At 64.5% G+C, this 19,964-nt stretch carries 20 protein-coding genes; 9 read left to right on the top strand and 11 right to left on the bottom strand.

Annotation, left to right across the window (positions count from 1 at the left end; all coding sequences use genetic code 11):
- The first annotated feature begins 64 nt into the window (after nt 1–64).
- The 4 genes from ACKOED_RS11510 (at nt 65) to ACKOED_RS11495 (ending at nt 4,497) form a co-directional block, all read left to right on the top strand.
- The gene (locus tag ACKOED_RS11510) at nt 65–1,087 is read left to right on the top strand and encodes a sugar ABC transporter substrate-binding protein (protein WP_408916736.1); all 1,023 of its coding nucleotides are present in this window, start codon (nt 65–67) and stop codon (nt 1,085–1,087) included.
- A gap of 93 nt (nt 1,088–1,180) precedes the next feature.
- A complete protein-coding gene (locus tag ACKOED_RS11505; protein WP_408916735.1) occupies nt 1,181–2,713 on the top strand; it encodes a sugar ABC transporter ATP-binding protein in 1,533 nt (510 codons plus the stop codon).
- On the top strand, nt 2,700–3,740 hold the full coding sequence (locus ACKOED_RS11500) for an ABC transporter permease (protein ID WP_408916734.1): 1,041 nt from the start codon (nt 2,700–2,702) through the stop codon (nt 3,738–3,740). Before ACKOED_RS11505 ends, ACKOED_RS11500 begins: the two co-directional genes overlap by 14 nt.
- Nucleotides 3,741–3,744: 4 nt before the next feature.
- Nucleotides 3,745–4,497, top strand: coding sequence for an SDR family oxidoreductase (locus ACKOED_RS11495; protein ID WP_408916733.1), 753 nt, complete (start codon nt 3,745–3,747; stop codon nt 4,495–4,497).
- A gap of 16 nt (nt 4,498–4,513) precedes the next feature.
- Here the strand turns inward: ACKOED_RS11495 and iolB are convergent, their stop codons facing one another.
- The 6 genes from iolB to lnt form a co-directional block, all read right to left on the bottom strand.
- Nucleotides 4,514–5,308 (bottom strand): 5-deoxy-glucuronate isomerase, encoded by a 795-nt coding sequence (iolB, locus tag ACKOED_RS11490; RefSeq protein WP_408916732.1) that lies wholly within the window; start codon nt 5,306–5,308, stop codon nt 4,514–4,516.
- Between the two features lie 69 nt (nt 5,309–5,377).
- A complete protein-coding gene (locus ACKOED_RS11485; protein ID WP_408916731.1) occupies nt 5,378–5,632 on the bottom strand; it encodes a hypothetical protein in 255 nt (84 codons plus the stop codon).
- A gap of 245 nt (nt 5,633–5,877) precedes the next feature.
- Nucleotides 5,878–6,534 carry a tRNA (guanosine(46)-N7)-methyltransferase TrmB gene (gene trmB / locus ACKOED_RS11480; protein ID WP_408916730.1) on the bottom strand — a complete coding sequence of 219 codons (657 nt, stop codon included), beginning with the start codon at nt 6,532–6,534 and terminating at the stop codon, nt 5,878–5,880.
- Nucleotides 6,531–7,724 carry a methionine adenosyltransferase gene (gene metK / locus ACKOED_RS11475; RefSeq protein ID WP_408916729.1) on the bottom strand — a complete coding sequence of 398 codons (1,194 nt, stop codon included), beginning with the start codon at nt 7,722–7,724 and terminating at the stop codon, nt 6,531–6,533. Before metK ends, trmB begins: the two co-directional genes overlap by 4 nt.
- A 97-nt stretch (nt 7,725–7,821) precedes the next feature.
- Entirely contained in the window at nt 7,822–8,223 is a 402-nt protein-coding gene (locus ACKOED_RS11470; protein ID WP_408916728.1) for a helix-turn-helix domain-containing protein, read from the bottom strand.
- A 191-nt stretch (nt 8,224–8,414) separates the two neighbouring features.
- A complete protein-coding gene (gene lnt / locus ACKOED_RS11465; RefSeq protein ID WP_408916727.1) occupies nt 8,415–9,962 on the bottom strand; it encodes an apolipoprotein N-acyltransferase in 1,548 nt (515 codons plus the stop codon).
- Nucleotides 9,963–10,029: 67 nt separating this feature from the next.
- On the opposite strand from lnt, the gene ACKOED_RS11460 reads away from it, so the two are divergent.
- Nucleotides 10,030–10,836: an aspartate/glutamate racemase family protein gene (locus ACKOED_RS11460; protein ID WP_408916726.1), complete on the top strand. Its 807-nt coding sequence runs from the start codon at nt 10,030–10,032 to the stop codon at nt 10,834–10,836.
- A complete protein-coding gene (locus ACKOED_RS11455; RefSeq protein WP_408916725.1) occupies nt 10,836–11,429 on the top strand; it encodes a DUF1989 domain-containing protein in 594 nt (197 codons plus the stop codon). Before ACKOED_RS11460 ends, ACKOED_RS11455 begins: the two co-directional genes overlap by 1 nt.
- A 69-nt stretch (nt 11,430–11,498) precedes the next feature.
- Here the strand turns inward: ACKOED_RS11455 and ACKOED_RS11450 are convergent, their stop codons facing one another.
- The 4 genes from ACKOED_RS11450 to speB all read right to left on the bottom strand — a co-directional run bounded on the left by ACKOED_RS11450 (nt 11,499) and on the right by speB (nt 15,540).
- Nucleotides 11,499–12,503, bottom strand: coding sequence for a sugar-binding protein (locus ACKOED_RS11450; protein ID WP_408916724.1), 1,005 nt, complete (start codon nt 12,501–12,503; stop codon nt 11,499–11,501).
- Between the two features lie 59 nt (nt 12,504–12,562).
- On the bottom strand, nt 12,563–13,624 hold the full coding sequence (locus tag ACKOED_RS11445; protein ID WP_408916745.1) for an ABC transporter permease: 1,062 nt from the start codon (nt 13,622–13,624) through the stop codon (nt 12,563–12,565).
- A gap of 34 nt (nt 13,625–13,658) precedes the next feature.
- The gene (locus ACKOED_RS11440; protein WP_408916744.1) at nt 13,659–14,399 is read right to left on the bottom strand and encodes an ATP-binding cassette domain-containing protein; all 741 of its coding nucleotides are present in this window, start codon (nt 14,397–14,399) and stop codon (nt 13,659–13,661) included.
- Nucleotides 14,400–14,577: 178 nt separating this feature from the next.
- Entirely contained in the window at nt 14,578–15,540 is a 963-nt protein-coding gene (speB, locus tag ACKOED_RS11435) for an agmatinase (protein WP_408916723.1), read from the bottom strand.
- A gap of 92 nt (nt 15,541–15,632) precedes the next feature.
- On the opposite strand from speB, the gene ACKOED_RS11430 reads away from it, so the two are divergent.
- The 3 genes from ACKOED_RS11430 to ACKOED_RS11420 are packed head-to-tail and all read left to right on the top strand — an operon-like array spanning nt 15,633 to nt 19,073.
- A complete protein-coding gene (locus ACKOED_RS11430; protein ID WP_408916722.1) occupies nt 15,633–16,736 on the top strand; it encodes an NAD(P)/FAD-dependent oxidoreductase in 1,104 nt (367 codons plus the stop codon).
- Nucleotides 16,737–16,775: 39 nt separating this feature from the next.
- Nucleotides 16,776–17,711, top strand: a complete 936-nt coding sequence (locus ACKOED_RS11425) for a tyrosine recombinase XerC (protein ID WP_408916721.1) — start codon at nt 16,776–16,778, stop codon at nt 17,709–17,711.
- Nucleotides 17,712–17,744: 33 nt separating this feature from the next.
- Nucleotides 17,745–19,073 (top strand): NAD(P)/FAD-dependent oxidoreductase, encoded by a 1,329-nt coding sequence (locus ACKOED_RS11420; protein ID WP_408916720.1) that lies wholly within the window; start codon nt 17,745–17,747, stop codon nt 19,071–19,073.
- On the opposite strand, the gene ACKOED_RS11415 is transcribed toward ACKOED_RS11420, so the two are convergent.
- Nucleotides 19,074–19,964, bottom strand: an 891-nt coding sequence (locus ACKOED_RS11415) for an FAD-dependent oxidoreductase (protein WP_408916719.1), incomplete at its 5' end; no start/stop codon positions are given.

Here is a 19,964-nt window from a genome sequence, read left to right as displayed (position 1 = left end):
AATCCGCGCAAAGCCTAAAAAATTGATTTGGGAGGACGAAATGAAGCGAATGATGAAAAGCCTCATGGCAGCTGGCCTGTTGGCAGCGGCCATGCATGGTGCTGCGCTGGCCGAGGGCAAGGTCGTGATCGGCTACTCGGCGCCGGCGCTGCTTGGTGGCCAGGGCCAGATCCAGGCAGGCCTGGTGAACGGCGCCAAGGCCAAGGGCTGGGAGGTCGTGACCTTGACCTCTGGCGGCGATGCCCAGAAGCAGCTCAACGATATCAATGACTTGATCGCCCAGAAAGTGAACGCGATCGTGGCGGTTCCGGATGACAGTGCCGGCATTTGCCAGGCGGTGGCGGTGGCCAAGGAAGCCGGCGTTCCCTTCTACACCATCGACCGCGCCCCGTCGGGCTGCCAGGTCGACATGGTGGTGCTCTCGGACAACTATCTCGCGGGCAAGCAGGCTGGCGAGGCCATGGTGGAGTTCCTCAAGGCCCGCCACGGCTCGGTCAAGGGCAAGGTGCTGGAGATCACCGGCAACCTCGCCCAGAACGTGGCACAGCTGCGCGGCGCCGGCTTCAACGACGTCATGAAGCAGCATCCGGAAGTCGAAGTCATCACCAAGGTCGGCGACTGGGACGCCTCGAAGGGCGTCGACATCGTGCGTGACGTGGTCTCGGCCCAGGCCGATCTCGACGGTGTCTACATGCATTCGGATTGCGTGTACGCCACCGGCACGGTGCAGACCCTGAAGGAACTCGGCAAGGACGCGCTCGCCGGCAAGGATGGGCACATCTTCCTCGCCAGCGTCGATGCCTGCTTGGGCGCGCTTGAACTGATGCGCGAAGGCAAGTTCGATCACGCCTCCAACCAGCCGATCCCGGATTTCGGCGTGCTCGCGGTCGATTTCATCGAGAAGCGCCTGAAGGGCGAGGAAATCAAGCCAGGTGAAGTCAAGATGGAAGGCGCGCTGTGGTCGCCGGCCCGTGTCGAGCCGGCTGACGTTGGCTTGCAGCTCTTCCTCTCCACCACCGCTGTCAATTCGACCAACATGAATGACGAGCGCCTGTGGGGCAACATCGAGAAGAAGAACGGCGGCTAAGCGCCGCTATTTGAACGAACCAGAGGGTGCGGCTTCCGCCTGAGGAAGCCGCGCCTTCCCTCTTCCTCACATGCCGCGCTGATGGAGACCGCCATGGACGGCCGCACGCCCGCGCCTGTCGTCGAGATGCTCAACATCGTCAAGGTGTTCCCCGGCGTGCGCGCGCTCGACGATGTGTCCTTTACCGTGCAGCCGGGTGAAATTCATGCGCTGGTCGGCAAGAACGGTGCTGGCAAATCCACCTTGATGCATGTGCTGACGGGCCTTTACGCGCCGGATTCCGGCACCATCCGAATCCGCGGCACGGCCTATGAAAACCTCAATACGGCACGCGCCAAGCAGGCCGGCATTTCGCTGGTGGCGCAGCACGTCAAGTTCATCCCCGGGCTTTCCATCGCCGAAAATGTCTATTGCGGCATGCTTCCGATGAAGGCCGGCGGCTTCGTCGACTGGAAGAAGATGAACCGCGATGCCGAAGAGAAACTCGCCCGCTTCGGACTCCACCTCGATGTCACCCGGCTGATGGAGAACACCACCGTCGCCGAGCGCCAGATGATCGAGATTGCCCGCGCGCTGTTCGCCGACGCGAGCGTTGTCATTCTCGACGAGCCCACCGCGCCACTGCCCAAGCACGACGTGGCCAAGCTGTTCGAGTTCGTGCGCCGGCAGCGCGAACGCGGCGCCTCCTTCATCTACATCTCGCATTATCTCGAGGAGATTTTCGAGGTCGCCGATCACGTCACCGTCATGCGCAATGGCGTTGTCACCGGCTCATCGCCTGTTAAGGACATCACCCAGCCGGAGCTCATCCGGCTGATCAGCGGCGCCAATGTCGAACGCTACCGCCGCACCCCGGGCCAGCCCGGCAAGCCCGTGCTTGAATTGAAGAAGCTGTCACGCCCCCGCGCCTATGACGGCATCAACCTCACCCTGCATGCCGGCGAGGTGGTTGGCCTTACCGGCCTTGAGGGCAGCGGGCCCGGCGACCTGGCGCGTGGCCTGTTCGGGCTGGCGCCGCTCGGCACCGGCGAGGCGCTGCTCGACGGCAAACCCTATGAGGCGGCAAGCCCTATCGCGGCGCTTGCCCAGGGCCTGGCCTATCTCCCGCGTGACCGCCATGGGCTCGGCATCGTCGGCATCCGCAGTGTGCGCGACAATATCTCGCTTTCCGTGCTGGCCCGCCTGCAACGTCTCATCGGCCTCATTGACAGCGGCGCGGAACGCAAGCTGGCAACGGACTATATTGATGCGCTCGGCATCAAGACGCCATCGATGAACACCGCGGTCGAGAATTTAAGCGGCGGCAACCAGCAGAAAGTGGTGGTCGCCAAGCTGGCGGCGACCCAGCCCAAAGTGCTGGTGCTGGACGAGCCCACACAGGGGGTTGACGTTCAGGCCAAGGTCGATCTCCTGCGCATCGTCGATCAGCTTAGCCGCCAGGGCGTCGCCATCGCGGTCGTATCGGATGACCTCAACGAACTGATGGACATCTGCGACCGGATCCTGGTGTTCTACCGCGGCCGCATCATCCGCGAATTCCGCAAGAACGACGAAAAAATCACTGCGGCCAGGCTGCTGGCCGCCATCGAAGGCGAGACGGTGGAGACAGCCGATGCAAGCGTCTAGATATGTTCCAACCCTGCTCGATCATCTGATCTGGGTGATCCTGGTCGGCGTGTTCCTGTTCTTTGTAACGCAGTCGCCGGTGTTCCTGTCATCGACGAACATCACCAATATCCTGTCGGCGGCGGCCATTCTCGGCGTGCTTGTCGTCGGGCAGACATTCGTGCTGATCACCGGCAACTTCGATCTCTCGACCGAATCGACGCTGGGCCTCGCGGGCCTCGTGGGCATGTTCCTCATCGTGCCGGCGGCGGCGCCGCATTGGGGCGGCGGCATCATGCTCAACCCTTATCTGGCGATCATCGTCATCCTGGCGATGGGTGCTTGCGTTGGCTACATCATCGGCGCGCTCATCACTTTCGGCAAGATGAACAACTTCATCGTGACGCTGGCCATGCTGTTGATCCTGCGCGGCCTGATCATGGCCTTCACCAAGGGCACGCCGGTCAGTGGACTGGGCTTTGAGCCGGCCGAGACCTATTTCTGGCTTGGCCACAAGGCGCTCGTCGATATTCCCGGCGTCGTGAAGATCCCGGTGGCGGTGGTGGCCACCGCGGCGGTCTTCATCGTCGGCCATATCATACTGAACCACCGCCGCTTCGGCCGCGAGCTTTACGCCATCGGCGGCAACCGCCAGGCGGCCATCGCATCCGGCATCGATGCCGACAAGCGGGTGCGCCAGGTCTATGTGCTGAGCGGATTGCTTGCCGCTTTCGCGGGCTGGATGCTGGCCGGCCGCGTCGGCTCGATCCAGGCCAATCTCGGCGAGGGCTATATCTTCACCGTCATGGCGGCGGCGGTGATCGGCGGCATCAGCCTGCAGGGCGGGCGCGGCACCATGCTGGGCGCGCTGGGCGGTGTCCTCCTGCTGTCCACCATCGACCGCGGCCTCAACCTGATGAACGTCAACGTCTTCTGGGTGAAGGTCATCCAGGGTCTCATCATCATGCTTGCCATGTTCATCGATGCCCAGCGGGTGCGCTTCAGCACGTCCGAAGCGCGCGGCGCAGCGACAGAAAAAGCGGCCTAGCCTCTTGGGCGGCGAAACGGTCGCGATCGTCACCGGCGCAAGCCGTGGCATCGGCGCGGCGGTGGCCCGGGCGCTGGGCCGCGGCGGCGCCAGCGTCGCCGTTCACTACGGAACCCATGCGGCGGAGGCCGAGGAGGTCTGCCGCGATATCCGCGCGGCTGGCGGAAAGGCCATGGCCATTGCGGCCGACATGGGCAGCGAGGAAGAGATTGTCGCGCTGTTCGCCACCGTGGACCGTGAACTCGGCACCGTCACCGCGCTCGTCAACAATGCCGGCGGCATCATCGCCGTCTCGGCGGTGGCCGATCTCGAAGGCTGGATGGTGAACCGGGTGCTGGCGGTCAATCTTGCCGGGCCGATGTTCTGCTGCCGCGAGGCGGTCCGGCGCATGTCCACGGCGCGCGGCGGCAAGGGCGGGGCGATCGTCAATATCTCCTCCATGGCGGCGGTGCTGGGCGGCCTCCCGCATGAAGTGCCTTATGCGGCCAGCAAGGGTGGCCTTGACAGCTTCACGGTGGGGTTATCCCGTGAGGTGGCGATGGAAAGCATAAGGGTCAACGGCATCCGCCCCGGCCTCATCGACACGCCGATCCACGACCAGTATCACGGACCTGGCTTTGCCACGTCTTTCGCGGCGAACCTGCCGATGAAACGCGCCGGCACTTCGGAGGAGGTGGCCGCCGCGGCGCTGTGGCTGCTGTCGCCCGCCGCGTCCTATGTGACGGGCGCCATCCTGCACGTCTCCGGCGGCCGCTGAGCTGGCTGTCTTTCGCTCAGGCCTTGAGCAGCCAGGCGTGTTCCGGGGCGTTGTGGAACTTCCATGTGCGGTGCGGGCCAGCCATCACATTGAGATAGTAAAGATCATAGCCATGCGTGGTGGCGCAGGGGTGATAGCCTCCTGGCACCAGCGTTACGTCGCCATCTTCCACCGCCATCGCCTCGTCGAGCGAGCGGTCATCGGTGTAGATGCGCTGGAAGGCGAAACCCTGGGGCGGGTTGAGGCGGTGGTAGTAGGTTTCTTCGAGCAGGGACTCGTGCGGAAGATTGTCGGTATCATGCTTGTGCGGCGGATAGGACGATGTACAGCCGCCGGGCGTGATCACCTCGACGACCAGGAGACTCTCGGCCGGCTCCCATTCCGGGATGATGTTGGTCACATGCCGGGTGTTGGTGCCCTTGCCGCGGGTTTCCTGGTGCAATCCCTCAGGACCAATCACACGCGCTGGAAGCTTGCCTTCGCCGGGCGCCGTGCACACCGCCAGTGTAACATCGTTTTCCGCGGTCACCTTCCAGCCCATCCCGGCTGGTACATAGACTGACCATGGCTTGCCCTCGAACGGCGAATTGCGCTGGCCCAACACGCCCAGATCAGCCGCGCCAGCGGTGAGCCTGCCCTTGCCGCCGATGAAAACGAGACAGGTCTCGCGCCCTGGCTCGCCCCCTGCCGCGGTTTCACCGGGCGCGAGTTTCCACAGATCGAAGCCGACATAGGTCCACCCCGCACTGGCGGGCGTCACATGCACGATACGGCCGGTGTGAGCCGTGGGGTGAATCTTGAGTTTGGACATGGCTTGGATTCCATCGCGAAGGCCCCCTGCCCTACCGCCGGCCAACGCGCCTGTCTAGGCGTTGCAGCACTACTGACGGGTGCGGCCCAGAGAAAACTCGCCGCCGCGCACCCGCTCGGGGAGCCGCTCGCACATGACGGCAACGGCATCCTCGCCATAGGTGCCGATCAGTTCGGAGAGCGCGGCGAATATCGCCGCCGTCGCCAGGCAATCGCGGTCGACGCCTTCATAGGCCGCCTCTTCCCATGCATCGCGCAGGAATTGCAGGGCGAGCTTCTTCTCCTCCGCGGGATTGGAGTCGAGCCGATCGGCGATTTTCAACATGCTATCCATCGAATACGGCGCAGCGTCATCCCGCACCCGTCCACCATTTGCTCAATAGACAATAGCAATAGCTGCGTCCGAGACCACATTATACTTGAACGAAGGTTAATGCCGGTCCGCAAGTTCGAGCGACCCGGCGCTGCGTGCCGGGCTTCGGCTCGCTCAGCCGATGGCCGAAAGATCAGTCCTCATGCCCCTGTTGGTGGCAAGGACCCGCAGGAGAGGAGAAAGTCGTCACGGCCTTCTCAGGGGCGCTTTCGGAAAGTGGCATAGCCTGGCGCGCGCGCTTCGCGCTTCGCCTTGGCCTCGTAGCGGGTTTCAATCCAGTCCGGAAAGGGCTGGGCTGGATTTCCCTCCTCAATGAAACCGCCATGCGCCGCCACCCGGTCTCTCGTCCAGGCGAGGTAGTCCGGGATGTCGCTGGCGAACAAAAACAGGCCTTGCGGCGCCAGGATGCGGTGGAACTGGGCCAGCGTTTCGGCGCTCACGAAGCGGCGCTTGTTGTGCCGCGCCTTGGGCCAAGGATCAGGATAGAGCAGATAGATGCGCTCGAAGGATGCCGGGGGCAGCGCTTCCAGCAGCGGGCGGGCGTCACCGTCATGGATGTTCACATTGCCGAGGTTCTTCTCTTCCACCAGCGCCAGCAGCTTGGCGACGCCGTTGACGAAGGGCTCAGCCCCGATGAAGGAGATTTCCGGATGAAGCTCCGCCTGGTGCGCCAGATGTTCGCCGCCGCCAAACCCGATTTCGAGCCAGCGTGGTTCATGCGTGCGGGCCAGCGGATCATGCAACGCCACACGCAGATGCGGCAGCAGCTGCGCCATCAGCTCCGAATGATGACGGCGCAAGGACTTACCCTTGCGCCGCCCGTAGAACTGGAACCGTTTCTCGGTGGAGGTCACTTCACCGCGGCTTTGAGCGCCTTGACGAGATCGGTCTTCTCCCAGGAGAAGCCGCCGTCCTTGTCCGGCGCGTGGCCGAAGTGGCCATAGGCGGAGGTGCGGGCATAGATCGGCCGGTTGAGATTGAGGTGGGTGCGGATGCCGCGCGGCGACAGGTCCATCACCTTGGCAATGGCCTTCTCGAGCTTGGCCTCGGGCACTTTGCCGGTGCCGTGGGTGTCGACATAGATCGACAGCGGCTGGGCCACGCCGATGGCATAGGACAGCTGGATGGTGCAGCGCCTGGCGAGCCCCGCCGCCACTACGTTCTTGGCAAGGTAGCGCGCCGCATAGGCGGCCGACCGGTCGACCTTGGTGGGGTCCTTGCCAGAGAAGGCGCCGCCGCCATGGGGCGCTGCGCCGCCATAGGTGTCGACGATGATCTTGCGGCCGGTGAGACCGCAGTCGCCATCGGGCCCCCCGATGTAGAACTTGCCGGTGGGGTTGACGTGCCACACCGTCTCCTTGGTGATCCAGCCCCTCGGCAGTGCCTTCTGCACATAGGGCTTGACGATCCGCAGCACGTCGGCGGACGACAGGGTCTCGTCAGTGTGCTGGTGCGACACCACGATCTGGCTGACGCCCACCGGCTTGCCGTTCTTGTAGATGACGCTCACCTGGCTCTTGGAGTCGGGGCCCAGGGCCTTTTCCTTGCCGTTGCGGCGCGCGTCGGCGAGCAGCTTGAGGATGCGGTGGGCGTAATAGATCGGCGCGGGCATGAGCTCGGGTGTCTCGTCGCAGGCATAGCCGAACATGATGCCCTGGTCGCCAGCACCTTCTTCCTTCTTCTCGCCCGAGTCCACGCCCTGGGCGATGTCGGAGGACTGGCTGTGCAGCAGGATTTCGATCTTGGCGGTCTGCCAGTGGAAGCCGGACTGCTCATAGCCAATGTCACGGATCGCCTGGCGGGCGGCGGCCTCGATTTTCGCCTTGGTCAGCGATGAGGGTCCGCGGGTTTCGCCGGCGATCACCACGCGGTTGGTGGTGGCAAGCGTCTCGCAGGCAACCCGAACCGCCCACGGGTCAAAGCCCTTGTCCAGCGCCTCGCGGTAGAACAGATCGACGATTTCGTCGGAAATCCGGTCGCACACCTTGTCCGGGTGGCCCTCCGAAACCGACTCGCTGGTAAACACGAAATTCTTGCGTGGCATCTGGTCTTCAAGCCCCTGCGATTCAACCGGAGGGCTTTTGGCAGCCTTGATCGTCACGGTCAAGCTGGCGCAGCCAGGACATGCCGTAATCCGCAAGCTATTCTTTGGTCTCGGCGATGACCCGGGCGATAACCGAAATCAGCTTGCGCTTATTGGTGCTGTCGGCATCGCGGAAGGCCCTGGCCAGCGTCACGCCCTCGACATTCATCAGAGCTGACAGCACGGCATCTTCCTCACGTGCTTCTCCAAGACCACCATGTTCGTCGGCGCCAGGCAGGTCTTCAAAGAAGAACTGAACCGGAACGCCAAGGATCTTTGCCGCAAAATAGAGGCGGCTTGAACTGATGCGGTTGGATCCTTTTTCGTACTTCTGAACCTGTTGAAAAGTAATGCCAAGCAGTTCGCCCAGCCGTTCCTGGCTCATACCGATGAGTTGGCGGCGCATGCGGATACGGCTACCCACATGCGCGTCGACGAAATTCGGATCGCGTCTTGTCATGATTTCCCCAGACCTGCTGCCCCCCGGCGTGAAGCTGGGCGATACCCCGAGAAAATAGACAGGGGCACTGACCTAACTAGAACCGGATTACATCTTATAGTATAGTAGATTTTGGCACGCAATTGCTTTCCCTTGTAAACCTTACTATAAGTCTTGCCTATATATCAGGCTTTGTTGCAACATTCAACAACTTACAGTTGTTTCAGGTGAATGCCTGTTGCGAAGACGGCCAAAATTATCAAAAGCAACGATAGATCACCCCAGCGCCCATAGAAAGTTGAGTCAAGCGCCTCCGGTACAGCGGCGTCAATCACTCCTTGTGCCCCAAGCGGCAGTTGCTCCCTGATGCGGCCGTGAGAATCAATGACCGCCGATACGCCGGTGTTGGCCGCGCGCAGGACTGGTAACCCTTGCTCGATGGCCCGGAGGCGCGTCTGCGCCAGGTGCTGATATGGGCCGATCGAACGTCCGAACCAGCCGTCATTGGTGACATTGACGATCGCTTGTGGCCGCGCCGCAGGGTCCAGAAGGCGATGCGGGAAGATCACCTCATAGCACACCAGCGGGGCCACTGTGAGCCCGCCTGGCAGCTTCAGGGTCCGCGGCCCCGGCCCGGCGGTGAAACTTCCCGGCGTTTCCACCACCCGGCGGAAGCCCATAGGTTCGAGCAGCCAGCCCAGCGGCAGGAATTCGCCGCCCGGCACCAGCCGCCATTTGTCATAGCGGGCAACGGGCTCGGCAGTTCCATCGAAGACGATGACGCCGTTGTGCACGCTTGGCTCCGGCACCACCGTGCGGTCCACCCGGATGGCGCCGGTGATCAGCACTGTCCGGCCACCCAGCAGCGGCGCGAGTTCGGCCCGCGCGCCCGGGCTTTCGTCGATCAGGAAGGGCACCGCCGATTCCGGCCACAACAGATGCGTGACACCGCCAATGCCATCCGGCCGCTCCGCCGTTGGCATGCCCGACAGGCGGAGCAGGTCCTCGAAGATGGCGCGGGCATTGTCTTCACGCCATTTCTGCTCCTGTGGCACGTTCGGCTGTATGATCCGGAACGCGAGGCCTGGAAGGTTGCTGTCTTTGGCTTCCGCCAGGCGCCACGCGCCCCAGCCCCAGCTGAGTGGCAGCAGCAGCGCAACTCCGACCATTCCTACCCTGACCGCGCGGCGCTGGTCCGCCAGAAAGGCGTAGGGCAGGGAGGCCCAGAGGACGATCAGCAGGGTGAGCCCGGTCATGCCGATGACCGAGCAGAGTTGCGCAAGCCCGCCCATGGCGTCCACCATCTGGCCGGGCGCGGCCCACGGAAAACCGGTGAACAGATGTCCGCGGAGCCATTCCGCCGCGCCAAGCGAGGCCGCGAAGGCCAGCGCCAGCGATGCTCCCCGGCCGCCCAGCCATTTTGCCGCCAGGGCTGCCAGCCCCCAGTAGAGCGCCATGCCGCCGGCCAGAATGCCGAGCATGAACGGCATCATCCAGAGATAGGTTTCGGCTTCGACCAGGAAGGCGAAGGCGATCCAGTGCAGGGCAAGGCTGAAATAGCCAAGCCCGAACAGCCAGCCCAGCAGAAAGCCGCGCTTCGCCCCTGCGAGCAGCGACAGGAACAGGGGAAAGCCGAGGAAGGCCAGCGGCCAGGCACCGATCGGAGACAGGCCGAGGGCAGCGAGCAGGCCCGCCGCAAAACACAGCGCGCCGCGAAGAGGGCCAGGCAGACCCGAGATGCGACCGGCAAGGCGAATCATGATGGCTGAAACTATAGGAACCAGCGGCATTCTCTGATAGAAATCGCCTGACGGCGAGGATGCGCGCATGAATGACAGGTCACCGGCCGAGGCCTCCAGCGGCGGGATGCAGCTGATCGAGAATCTTCCCTTCGAGACCGATGGCGGCATCGCCAGCCGGGCCAGGATCGGGCTCCTGGTGCTGGCCACGGATTTCACCATCGAACATGAATGGCGCGCCATTCTGGGGGGCCTTGACGGTGTGGCGCTCTACCAGAGCCGCATCCTCAACGACAATCTCATCACGCCTGAAACGCTGCGCGCCATGGAGCCACGCATCGCGGCGGCAACCGATGTGATCCTGCCCGGTACCGAATTGGACGTTGTGGCCTATGGCTGCACCTCGGCGTCGATGGCGATCGGCGAGGAGAAGGTGTTCGCGCGCATCCGCTCGGCGCGGCCCACCGCCAGGTGCACGACACCGATTACCGCCGCCTTCGCTGCCTTCCGTGCGCTGAAGGCGCGGCGCATCGGCGTACTCACGCCCTATCGCGCTGACGTGAACCGCATCGTGGCCGACTATATCGCGGCCCGAGGCTTCGAGGTTCCGGTGTTCGGCTCCTTCAACGAGCCGGATGACGGCAAGGTGGCGCGCATCACGCCCGCCGCAGTGCGCCGCGGCGTCGAAACCATCCTGGCCGAGGCCGCCGTGGACGCGGTATTCGTCTCCTGCACATCGGTGCGCCTCGCGCACGCGGCCCGCTCGATCGAGGCGGAAACCGGCGTGCCCGTCACCTCTTCGAACCATGCCATGGCCTGGCACGCCCTGCGGCTGGCCGGCGTGGAGGACCAGCTTCCTGAGTGGGGCCGGCTGTTCGAGACGCGGATCGGCTGATGCGCGAAATCCACCGCGAGACGATCGCCGCCAGGGCGCCCTGGAGCCGCATCATCGCCCAGGGCCACACGCTGCGCATCATCGACAGCCATGGCCAGCAGGCGGTGGACTTCCTCTGCTACAATGCCGGGGATTTTTCAGAGCGCTATCATGCGCCGAACACCATCAAGAAGGCGGGGCATATCCTGCTCACCACCGGCGACGTGCTGTACTCGGACCGGGCGCGGCCGCTGTTCACCATTACGGCGGACACGTTCGGCGGCCATGACACCATCGGCGGGTGCTGTTCGGCGCCCTCCAACGGCATGCTTTACGGCGTTCCGAACCCGGGCTGCCGCGAGAATTTCCTGAGTGCATTGGAGCCCTATGGTCTTGGCTGGCGCGATATCGTGCCGAACGTCAACTGGTTCATGACCGTGCCGGTGGGGGCGGCGGGCGATGCCGCCATCGCGCTCGGCTCGTCGCGGCCCGGCGACCATGTGGACATCAAGGCCCAAATGGATGTGCTGGCGGTGATCTCCAACTGCCCGCAGATGCTGAACCCCTGCAACAACTTTAATCCCACCGCTATCGAAGTGGCGGTTTTCGAATAGTTTCGCACTCAACATGAAAGAAGGCGGGGATCTCTCCCCGCCTTCCAGGTCTCAGATAGCTGCGGAGCCTTACTTGGCGATGCAGGTATCGGCCGTTTCCGGCGTGCAGACGTCGAGGCCGGTGTAGGTCGGATCGGCGGGAGCCGCCTTGCCGTCCTTCATGTCACGCAGCGCGTTCATGGTCTTGAAGCCCATCTCGAACGGACGCTGGCCGACCTGGCCGAGGGACAGGCCTTCCTTCATCTGCTCGATCTGCACCGGCAGCGTGTCGGCCACCACGAGGGCAAGCGCCTTCGAGGCGATCTTGTCCTTATACTTGCCCACCGCGGCGCGGTTGGCGTCCGGGATGAACTGCGGGAAGCCGCCGGTCGGCACGAAGGCGTCGACATTGGGGTTCGCCGCCATGAAGTCCTCGAACTGCTGCACCGACTTCGGGAAATCGTCGTCGGTGTAGAGGGGGCAGCCCTCGGCTTCCGTCCAGCCGCCCTGGCCGGTCAGCCGGTCGCCCGGTGAAGCAGCCGACTTGGCGCCGGAGAGTTCGTCACGGATGCCCTGCATGCGCTCATTGTGGTTGGCCGCCGCGGCGCCGCCCGACTGGATACAGACCGTTCCGCCGTTCGGCTTGATGGTCTTGATCAGCTTGGCGAGGTTGGTGCCGATCTCATAGTTGTGCGTGCCGATATAGGCGACGCGGAGATCCTTGTTCTCGGGCAGCAGGTCCGAGTCCCAGGTGAGAACCGGAATGCCCGCTTCCTTCGCCGCCTGCAGCGCCACGACCATGGCGGCCGCGTTGGAGGGCGACACGGCGATGCCGTCCACCTTCTTGGCCACCAGGTCCTGCACGATGGCGACCTGCTCGTCGCCGCCGCCATGCTCGCCGGGGCCGATATACATGCACTCGAAAGCGCCGTTCGATTCGGCCTCCGCCTTCTTGCAGCCGTCACGCGCCTGGTCGAAGAACGGGTTGTTCATGTTCTTCGGCACGAGGGCGAAGACGTATTTGGCCTGGGCGGCCGAAACCGCCATGGTCATGGCGCCGAGCGCCACGGCCGCCGTCACGAGAAACTTCTTCATCTTGGTTTTCCTCCACTTGCTTGCTCCACTGACCCTTCTCCCGCAGTGAAACCGGGTTCCTAGCGGTGCTTTCCAGGCAGGATTTTTTCCAGCGTGGCGGCAATCAGAGATTTGCCGCCGCTCTGCATGCCCAGAAGCACAGCGAGAATGATGAAGGCGCCGACGAAAGCGCCCTGCCAATTCGAATCGATACCGGCCATCAGCAGCGCATTGCGGATGACCTCGAGAAACGCCGCGCCGACGATGGCCCCGAAGGCCGTGCCGGCCCCACCCATGAGGTTGGCGCCGCCGATCACCGTGGCGGCGATCACCCGGAGCTCATAGCCCTGGCCCATGGCATTGATGGCCGAGCCATTGTAGCCGAGCAGCAGGAGCGAGGCGACGGCGGCGGTGAAGGCGGAGAACACATAGGCCTGGAACTTGATCCAATCGACCGGCACGCCGGTGAGCCGCGCCGCGTTTTCATTGCCGCCGATGGCGAAGAGATGCCGCCCCCAGGCCTTGAAATTGAACATGTAGCCAACCCACAGGGCCAGCACGATCATCACCCAGAAATGCGAGGACAGCTGCGGAATCCAATCGGGAATCGAATCACCGGGGGTTTGTATCGGCCATTTCGCCTGGCCGATGGCTTTCACGATCGGCGCATCGGGCCCGAATTTGTAGAGCATCTGGTTGCCGGAGAACACCACGGCAAGCGAGCGCGCGATGGACAGCATGCCGAGCGTCACCACGAAGGACGGCATATTGAGATAGGCGATGAAGAAGCCGTTCACCGCGCCGCAGGCGAGGCCAGTGAGCAGCCCCATCGCGAAGGCCACATACCATGGGTATTCCCAGGTCAGGAACAGGCCGGCCACGATGGCGACCAGCCCCATGATGGAGCCTACCGACAGGTCGATGCCGCCGGTAATGATCACCACCGTCATGCCCAGCGCCATGATCCCGAAGGGCGCGAAGTTGCGGGTGATGTTGGCGGCGTTATCGACGGTGCCGAAGCTTGGCTCCAGCGCCGTCATGAACGCGACCAGAATGGCCAGCGCCACCGCCACCCAGAACGCCTGGCTCGCAAGCACGCGCTGCAGCAGCGTCTGCTCCTTGATGGAGGCGACTTCGGAGATGGCGGCGTGGCCGGTTTCGGCGTGTGATGCTTTCTCAGGCGGCACGGATCGCTCCCGTGATCAGGCCGGTGATTTCCTCCGGCGATGTGCGCTCGGTGACCTTGTCAGCCACCTTGGTGCCGCGGCGCAGCACCACGATCCGGTCGCAGACCGCGAACACGTCGGGCATGCGGTGGCTGATCAGCATCACCGCCACGCCCTGCGCCTTGAGGCGGCGGATCAGTTCAAGAACCTCCGCCACCTGGCGCACCGAAATGGCCGCGGTCGGCTCGTCCATCAGCACCAGCTGGGCTTTCGAAAGACGCGTGCGGTCGATGGCCACCGCCTGGCGCTGGCCGCCCGACATCTTGCGAACCAGATCGCGCGGCCGGGTTTCGGATTTGAGTTCGGCGAACAGCGCGGCCGAACGGTCAATCATCGCCTGCTTGTCGAGCACGCGGAACGGTCCGACCCATTTGGTGATTTCGCGGCCGAGGAACACATTCTGCGCGGCGGTCAGGTTGTCGGCGATCGCCAGGTCCTGGTAGACGACCTCGATGCCCTTGGCGCGCGCTTCAATCGGCTTGTGAAAGTGGCAAACCTCGCCATTGACCGACACTTCGCCCTCGGTCGGCGGAAAATTGCCGGCGATCAGCTTCACCATGGTCGATTTTCCGGCCCCGTTGTCGCCCATCAGGCCCACAACCTCACCCGGCTCGACCGCGAAGCTCACATCGCTCAAGGCCCGGATCGCTCCGAAACTCTTGGAAACGTTACGCACTTCCAGCAGGGGCACGGCCACTCCCTCCCATAACGCCTGGGCTCTTGTGGCCCATTCCTGACGGCTATTTGACCTAAGCTTTCGACAATTGCAACAAGATTTTCCTGTATCGTAATCTTGCACAGATTGTTGCGCATAACGGCCACTGGCAACCGGACTTGAGGTTGCCGCGTCCGCCAATACTCAGCTTAGACTATTTTCGGCGCTTGGCTACATCCTCCGCCATCGAGCACAGGATCTCGAACATCATGACGACCCCGGCATAGGCGGTGACGCCCGAGGGATCGAAGGGTGGCGAGACTTCCACCACATCGGCGCCCACGATGTTGAGGCCGCGCAGCTCCCGCAGCATCTGCTGGGCCTGGAACGTGGTGAAGCCGCCGATTTCCGGCGTGCCGGTGCCGGGCGCATAGACGGGATCCAGCATGTCGATGTCGAAGCTCACATGCACGGGGCCGTCGCCGACGATGCGGCGGGCCTCAGCCATGATGGCCTTGGGGCCTTTTTCCATGGCTTCCTCGATGCGCACCAGGCGGACCCCCATCTTTTCGCCCCACTCGAAATCATCGAGGTCATACATCGAGCCGCGCAGGCCGATCTGGATGGTGCGCTTCGGGTCCAGCACCCCTTCCTCGATGGCGCGGCGGAAAGGCGTGCCATGGGTATATTTGAAGCCGCCGAAATAGCCATCATAGAGGTCGGTGTGGGCGTCGAAGTGAATCATCCCCACCGGCGCCCTGGCGCCCAGCGCGCGCAGCACCGGGAGCGAGCACAGATGATCGCCGCCCGCCACCAGCGGGCGGATACCCTTCGCTGTCAGCGCCTTGAAATAGGTTTCGACCCGCTTCAGCGCATCATCGACATTGGCCGGATTGACCGGGCAGTCGCCCATGTCGGCGATATTGGCGAGCTCATAAGGCACAATGTGCATGGTCTGGTGCATGGCCCGGACCATCGACGACATGTCGCGCATCTGGCGCGGCGCATGGCGGGGGCCGGGCCGGTTGGTGGTGCCGCCGTCCCACGGGATGCCGACGATGCCGATGTCGAGGCCCTGGGCCTGATCGAGCGGCACATGCGGCAGCCGCATGAAGGTGGCGATGCCGCCGAAGCGCGGGGTGACGAGCCCGGAAACGGGCTTGTTGAAAGGAGCCATGGTCTGCCTCGGTTGTTGATCCGACGATGTTCCGCATGATGGAACGGCGGCGCCATGTTGCGCAAGGGGCAGCGCCGCGTCTATCTAGGGCCATGATCAGGGAATTCGACATTGCCGTCATTGGCGCGGGCATCGCGGGGGCATCGGTTGCGGCCCATCTCGCCGCCAGCCACCGCACCGTGATCTGTGAGATGGAGGAGCGGCCGGGCTACCACACCACCGGGCGCTCGGCCGCCATGTATGAGCCCAATTACGGGCCGCCGCCGATCCTGGCCCTGACGCGGGCATCGCGCGTCCATTTCGATGAGGCAGGGCTGCTCACCCCGCGCGAGACCATCTTCTTCATGCCGGAGCACCAGCAACAGTCCTTCGACCGGCTGATGACGGTACAACAGGGGATGAGCGAAATCTCTCCGGCCACGGCCGCCGGGAAGTTTCCCTTTCTGCGCGAGGGCTACGCAAAGCGCGCCGTGCTCGACCCCGGCACCGCCGATATCGATGTCGACCGCCTGCACCAGGCCTATCTGCGGCTGTTCCGCGGCCGCGGCGGCGAGCTTCTGTGCGACCACCCGGTCATCGCGCTGGAGCCGGGCGACAGCTGGACCATCCGCACACGGACGGAAGAGCTCCGCGCCCGGATCGTCGTCAACGCGGCCGGAGCCTGGGGCGACAAGGTGGCGGAGATGGCGGGTTGCAATGCGATCGGGTTGCAGCCCAAGCGCCGCTCCATCGCCGTTCTGCCGGGCCCGGAAGAGACCAACGTGATGGCCTGGCCCATGGTGGGCGATGTCGGCGAGACCTGGTATTGCAAGCCGCAATCGGGCAAGCTTCTCGTCTCTCCCGCCGACGCGACCCCGGTTGACCCGCATGACGCCTACGCCGATGACCTGACGCTCGCCGAAGGCATCGCGCGCTTCGAAGAGGCCAGCACGCTGGAGGTTTCCCGCGTCGAGCGCAGCTGGGGCGGGCTTCGCTCCTTCGCGCCGGACGGCAACCCGGTGGTGGGCTATGACGCTTCAGCCGACGGTTTCTTCTGGCTGATCGGGCAGGGCGGCTATGGCATCCAGTCGTCGCCGGCCCTGTCGCGGCTCGCCGCCGCGATGGTGCGGGGCGAGGCGCCGCCTGCCGACATTCTCGACCAGGGCCTGCTCCTCGAAGATATTTCGCCCGCCCGTTTCAGCCGGGTGGCCTCTTGATTGCAGGCCCGTTAACCATCGCCTGCTAGCCTTTCGCCCATGCCGGATTTCGCGACCAGCTTCGCGCCCGATGCCGCCGCTGTTGCCCAGGCCTGGCTTGCCAGCCTGCGGGCGGAACGGCGCATGGCGCCGAAAACGATCGAAGCCTATGCGCGGGATTTGGCGCAGTTCGCGCAGTTCATGGCCGAACATCTGGGCGAAGCGCCGGGGGCTGAGGCGCTGGCCAGCCTCGAAGCCGCCGATTTTCGCGCCTTCCTGGCCAGCCGCCGCCGGGCAGATGCGTCGAGCCGCACGCTCGCCCGCCAGCTTTCCAGCCTGCGCTCCTTCTACCGATTTGCCGAGAAGACCCACCGTTTCCGCAACCCGGCGCTTAGCGCCATCCGCTCGCCGAAGCTGCCGCATGCGGTGCCCAAGCCGCTGACGCCGGAGAAAGCGGCAAGCCTTGTCCGTTCAGATCCATTTTCCGCAGCCGAAGCGCCGCGCTGGGAAGAGGCGCGCGACCAGGCGGTGCTCACCTTGCTCTATGCCTGCGGCCTGCGCATTTCCGAGGCTCTGTCGCTGACGCCCGCCGCGGCGGAGGCCGCAACGCTCGTCATCACCGGCAAGGGCAATAAAACGAGACGCGTGCCATTGCTGCCCGCCGCCCGCCAGGCGATCGCCGCCTATCGCGCCGCCTGCCCCTTCACATTGAAGGCCGATGAACCGATGTTCCGCGGCGCCAGGGGCGGGCCGCTCAATCCGCGGCTGATCCAGCTGCAGGTGGTGAGATTGCGCGGCGCGCTGGGTCTGCCCGAAACCGCGACGCCGCATGCGCTGCGCCACTCCTTCGCCAGTCACTTGCTGGCCAATGGCGCCGATCTGCGGGTGATCCAGGAGCTGTTGGGCCATGCCAGCCTCTCCACCACCCAAGTCTATACCGAAGTGAACCGCGCCCAGCTGCTGGCGCAATACCGCAAGGCCCATCCTGGCGGTTGAAACCGGCAAGGTGGCCGGGGTAGAGAGCAGGCCATGCCAGCCATCAGGACCGTCGCCTCCGATGAGGCCCTTCCCCGGCGCGCCACCGTCTGCGTGATCGGCGGCGGCGTGGCCGGCGTGACCACGGCGCTGGAACTCGCCGAACGCGGCATTGATGTGGTGCTGCTGGAAAAGGGCGAGATCGCCGCCGAGCAATCAAGCCGCAACTGGGGCTGGTGCCGCCAGATGGGCCGCGACCCGCGCGAGATACCGCTGATCCGCGTCTCGCTCGGCTTATGGGACGGCATGAATGCCCGGGTCGGCGCCGAGACCGGCTTCACCCGCTGCGGCATCATCTATCTCTGCGAGAACGAGGCGCAGCTGGCCGCCAAGAATGCCTGGTATGAGAACAACGCAAGGCCCGCTGGCCTTTCCACCCGCATCATCGGCGCCGATGAAGCCAATGCCCTGCAGCCGGGCTGCACCAGGCCGTGGAAGGGCGCGCTCTACACGCCCGACGACGGGCGCGCCGAACCTTTCGTGGCGGTGCCGCTGATGGCTGAAGCCTTGCGCCGCAAGGGCGGCAAGCTGTTCACCCGCTGCGCCGTGCGCGGGTTTGAAACGACGGGCGGCCGCGTCTCGGGCGTGGTGACCGAGAGGGGCGCCATCGCCTGCGACAGCGTGGTGCTGGCTGGCGGCGCCTGGTCACGCCGTTTCTGCCACAATATGGGAATCGAACTGCCGCAGCTTACCGTGGTGAACTCGGTGATGCGCACCGCGCCCATTGACACCGGCCTCAACCGCAGCTGCTCGGGTGGCGGCTTCACCTTCAGGAAGCGCCTCGACGGCGGCTATACTGTCACGCACCAGCATCTCTCGGTCTCTGACATTGTGCCGGACTCCTTCCGGCTGTTTGGCGCATTCCTGCCTGCGCTCCGGCTTGACTGGCAGGGCCTGCGCCTGAGGCTCGGCAAGCGCTTTGTCGATGAAGTGAGGCTCAGGCGGCGGTGGGCGCTCGATGAGAGATCGCCGTTCGAGGAGGTGCGCATTCTCGATCCCGCGCCGGTCAATGATATCCTCGACGAGGCGGCGCGGCGTCTGAAGGAATATTACCCGGCATTCGCGCCGATGCGGATCGCCGAGCGCTGGGCGGGCTGCATCGATGCGGTGCCTGACGCGGTGCCGGTGATTTCCGGCGTCGAGCGGCTTCCGGGCTTCTATCTCTGCACCGGTTTCTCCGGGCACGGCTTCGGGCTGGGCCCTGGCGCCGGAAAGCTGATGGCCGAGATCGTCACCGGCGAACGCCCGTGTGTCGATCCGGCGCCGTTCCGCTATGCGCGGTTCTTCGATGGCACCAATCCGCGGCCCAGCACCGGCTTGTAATCAGGAATGAATGGCGCGGCCGGCAACCGCCAGCGCTGCTTCCTTCACCGCTTCCGAAAGTGTCGGATGCGCGTGGCAGGTGCGCGCCAGGTCTTCCGCCGAGCCGCCGAACTCCATCAGCACGGCGGCCTCGTGGATGAGTTCGCCGGCATTGGGACCGACGATGTGCACGCCCAGAACACGGTCTGTCTTGGCGTCGGCCAGAACCTTGACGAAGCCATCGGTGGTCTGGTTCGCTTTGGCGCGGCCATTGGCGAGGAACAGGAACTTGCCCGCCTTGTAGTCTACGCCCTCGGTCTTGAGTTCTTCCTCGGTCTTGCCGACCGCGGCCACTTCCGGCGCGGTGTAGACGACGCCGGGAATGACGCCGTAATTCACATGCCCCGCCTGGCCCGCCAGGATCTCCGCCATGGCCACGCCTTCATCCTCCGCCTTGTGGGCGAGCATCGGGCCCTTGATGACATCGCCGATGGCATAGATGCCGGGAGCGCTGGTGGCATAGTGATGATCGACCTCGATCCGGCCGCGGTTGTCCAGCCTGACGCCTGCGGCCTCCAGCCCGAGGCCTTCGGTGTAAGGCACGCGGCCCACCGCGACGAGAACGACATCGGCCTCGAGCGCTTCGGCGGCTCCGCCGGCCGCGGGCTCGACGCTGAGCGTCACCTTGTCATTGGCCACCGTGGCGCCCATCACTTTCGAGGACAGACGGACGCTGAAGCCCTGTTTCTGCAACAGGCGCTGGAAGGCCTTGGCGACCTCGAGATCCATGCCTGGCAGGATGCGGTCGAGATATTCGATGACGGTGACCTTGGCGCCGAGCCGCCCATAGACGGATCCCAGCTCAAGCCCGATGACGACCGCACCGATCACCGCGAGAAGGCCGGGCACCTC

It is taken from the genome of Aestuariivirga sp., assembly GCF_046093005.1.
In the GTDB taxonomy this organism is placed as follows: Bacteria; Pseudomonadota; Alphaproteobacteria; order Rhizobiales; family Aestuariivirgaceae; genus Aestuariivirga.
This window is presented reverse-complemented; position numbering and strand designations above follow the sequence as displayed.

Bases quoted from the DNA above. Each gene is read 5' to 3' on its own strand.
- ACKOED_RS11510 (WP_408916736.1), top strand. From the start codon at position 65: ATGGCAGCTGGCCTGTTGGCAGCGGCCATGCATGGTGCTGCGCTGGCC.
- ACKOED_RS11505 (WP_408916735.1), top strand. From the start codon at position 1,181: ATGGACGGCCGCACGCCCGCGCCTGTCGTCGAGATGCTCAACATCGTC.
- ACKOED_RS11500 (WP_408916734.1), top strand. From the start codon at position 2,700: ATGCAAGCGTCTAGATATGTTCCAACCCTGCTCGATCATCTGATCTGG.
- iolB (WP_408916732.1), bottom strand. From the start codon at position 5,308: ATGTCCAAACTCAAGATTCACCCCACGGCTCACACCGGCCGTATCGTG.
- ACKOED_RS11485 (WP_408916731.1), bottom strand. From the start codon at position 5,632: ATGTTGAAAATCGCCGATCGGCTCGACTCCAATCCCGCGGAGGAGAAG.
- metK (WP_408916729.1), bottom strand. From the start codon at position 7,724: ATGCCACGCAAGAATTTCGTGTTTACCAGCGAGTCGGTTTCGGAGGGC.
- ACKOED_RS11470 (WP_408916728.1), bottom strand. From the start codon at position 8,223: ATGACAAGACGCGATCCGAATTTCGTCGACGCGCATGTGGGTAGCCGT.
- lnt (WP_408916727.1), bottom strand. From the start codon at position 9,962: ATGATTCGCCTTGCCGGTCGCATCTCGGGTCTGCCTGGCCCTCTTCGC.
- ACKOED_RS11460 (WP_408916726.1), top strand. From the start codon at position 10,030: ATGAATGACAGGTCACCGGCCGAGGCCTCCAGCGGCGGGATGCAGCTG.
- ACKOED_RS11455 (WP_408916725.1), top strand. From the start codon at position 10,836: ATGCGCGAAATCCACCGCGAGACGATCGCCGCCAGGGCGCCCTGGAGC.
- ACKOED_RS11450 (WP_408916724.1), bottom strand. From the start codon at position 12,503: ATGAAGAAGTTTCTCGTGACGGCGGCCGTGGCGCTCGGCGCCATGACC.
- speB (WP_408916723.1), bottom strand. From the start codon at position 15,540: ATGGCTCCTTTCAACAAGCCCGTTTCCGGGCTCGTCACCCCGCGCTTC.
- ACKOED_RS11430 (WP_408916722.1), top strand. From the start codon at position 15,633: ATGATCAGGGAATTCGACATTGCCGTCATTGGCGCGGGCATCGCGGGG.
- ACKOED_RS11425 (WP_408916721.1), top strand. From the start codon at position 16,776: ATGCCGGATTTCGCGACCAGCTTCGCGCCCGATGCCGCCGCTGTTGCC.
- ACKOED_RS11420 (WP_408916720.1), top strand. From the start codon at position 17,745: ATGCCAGCCATCAGGACCGTCGCCTCCGATGAGGCCCTTCCCCGGCGC.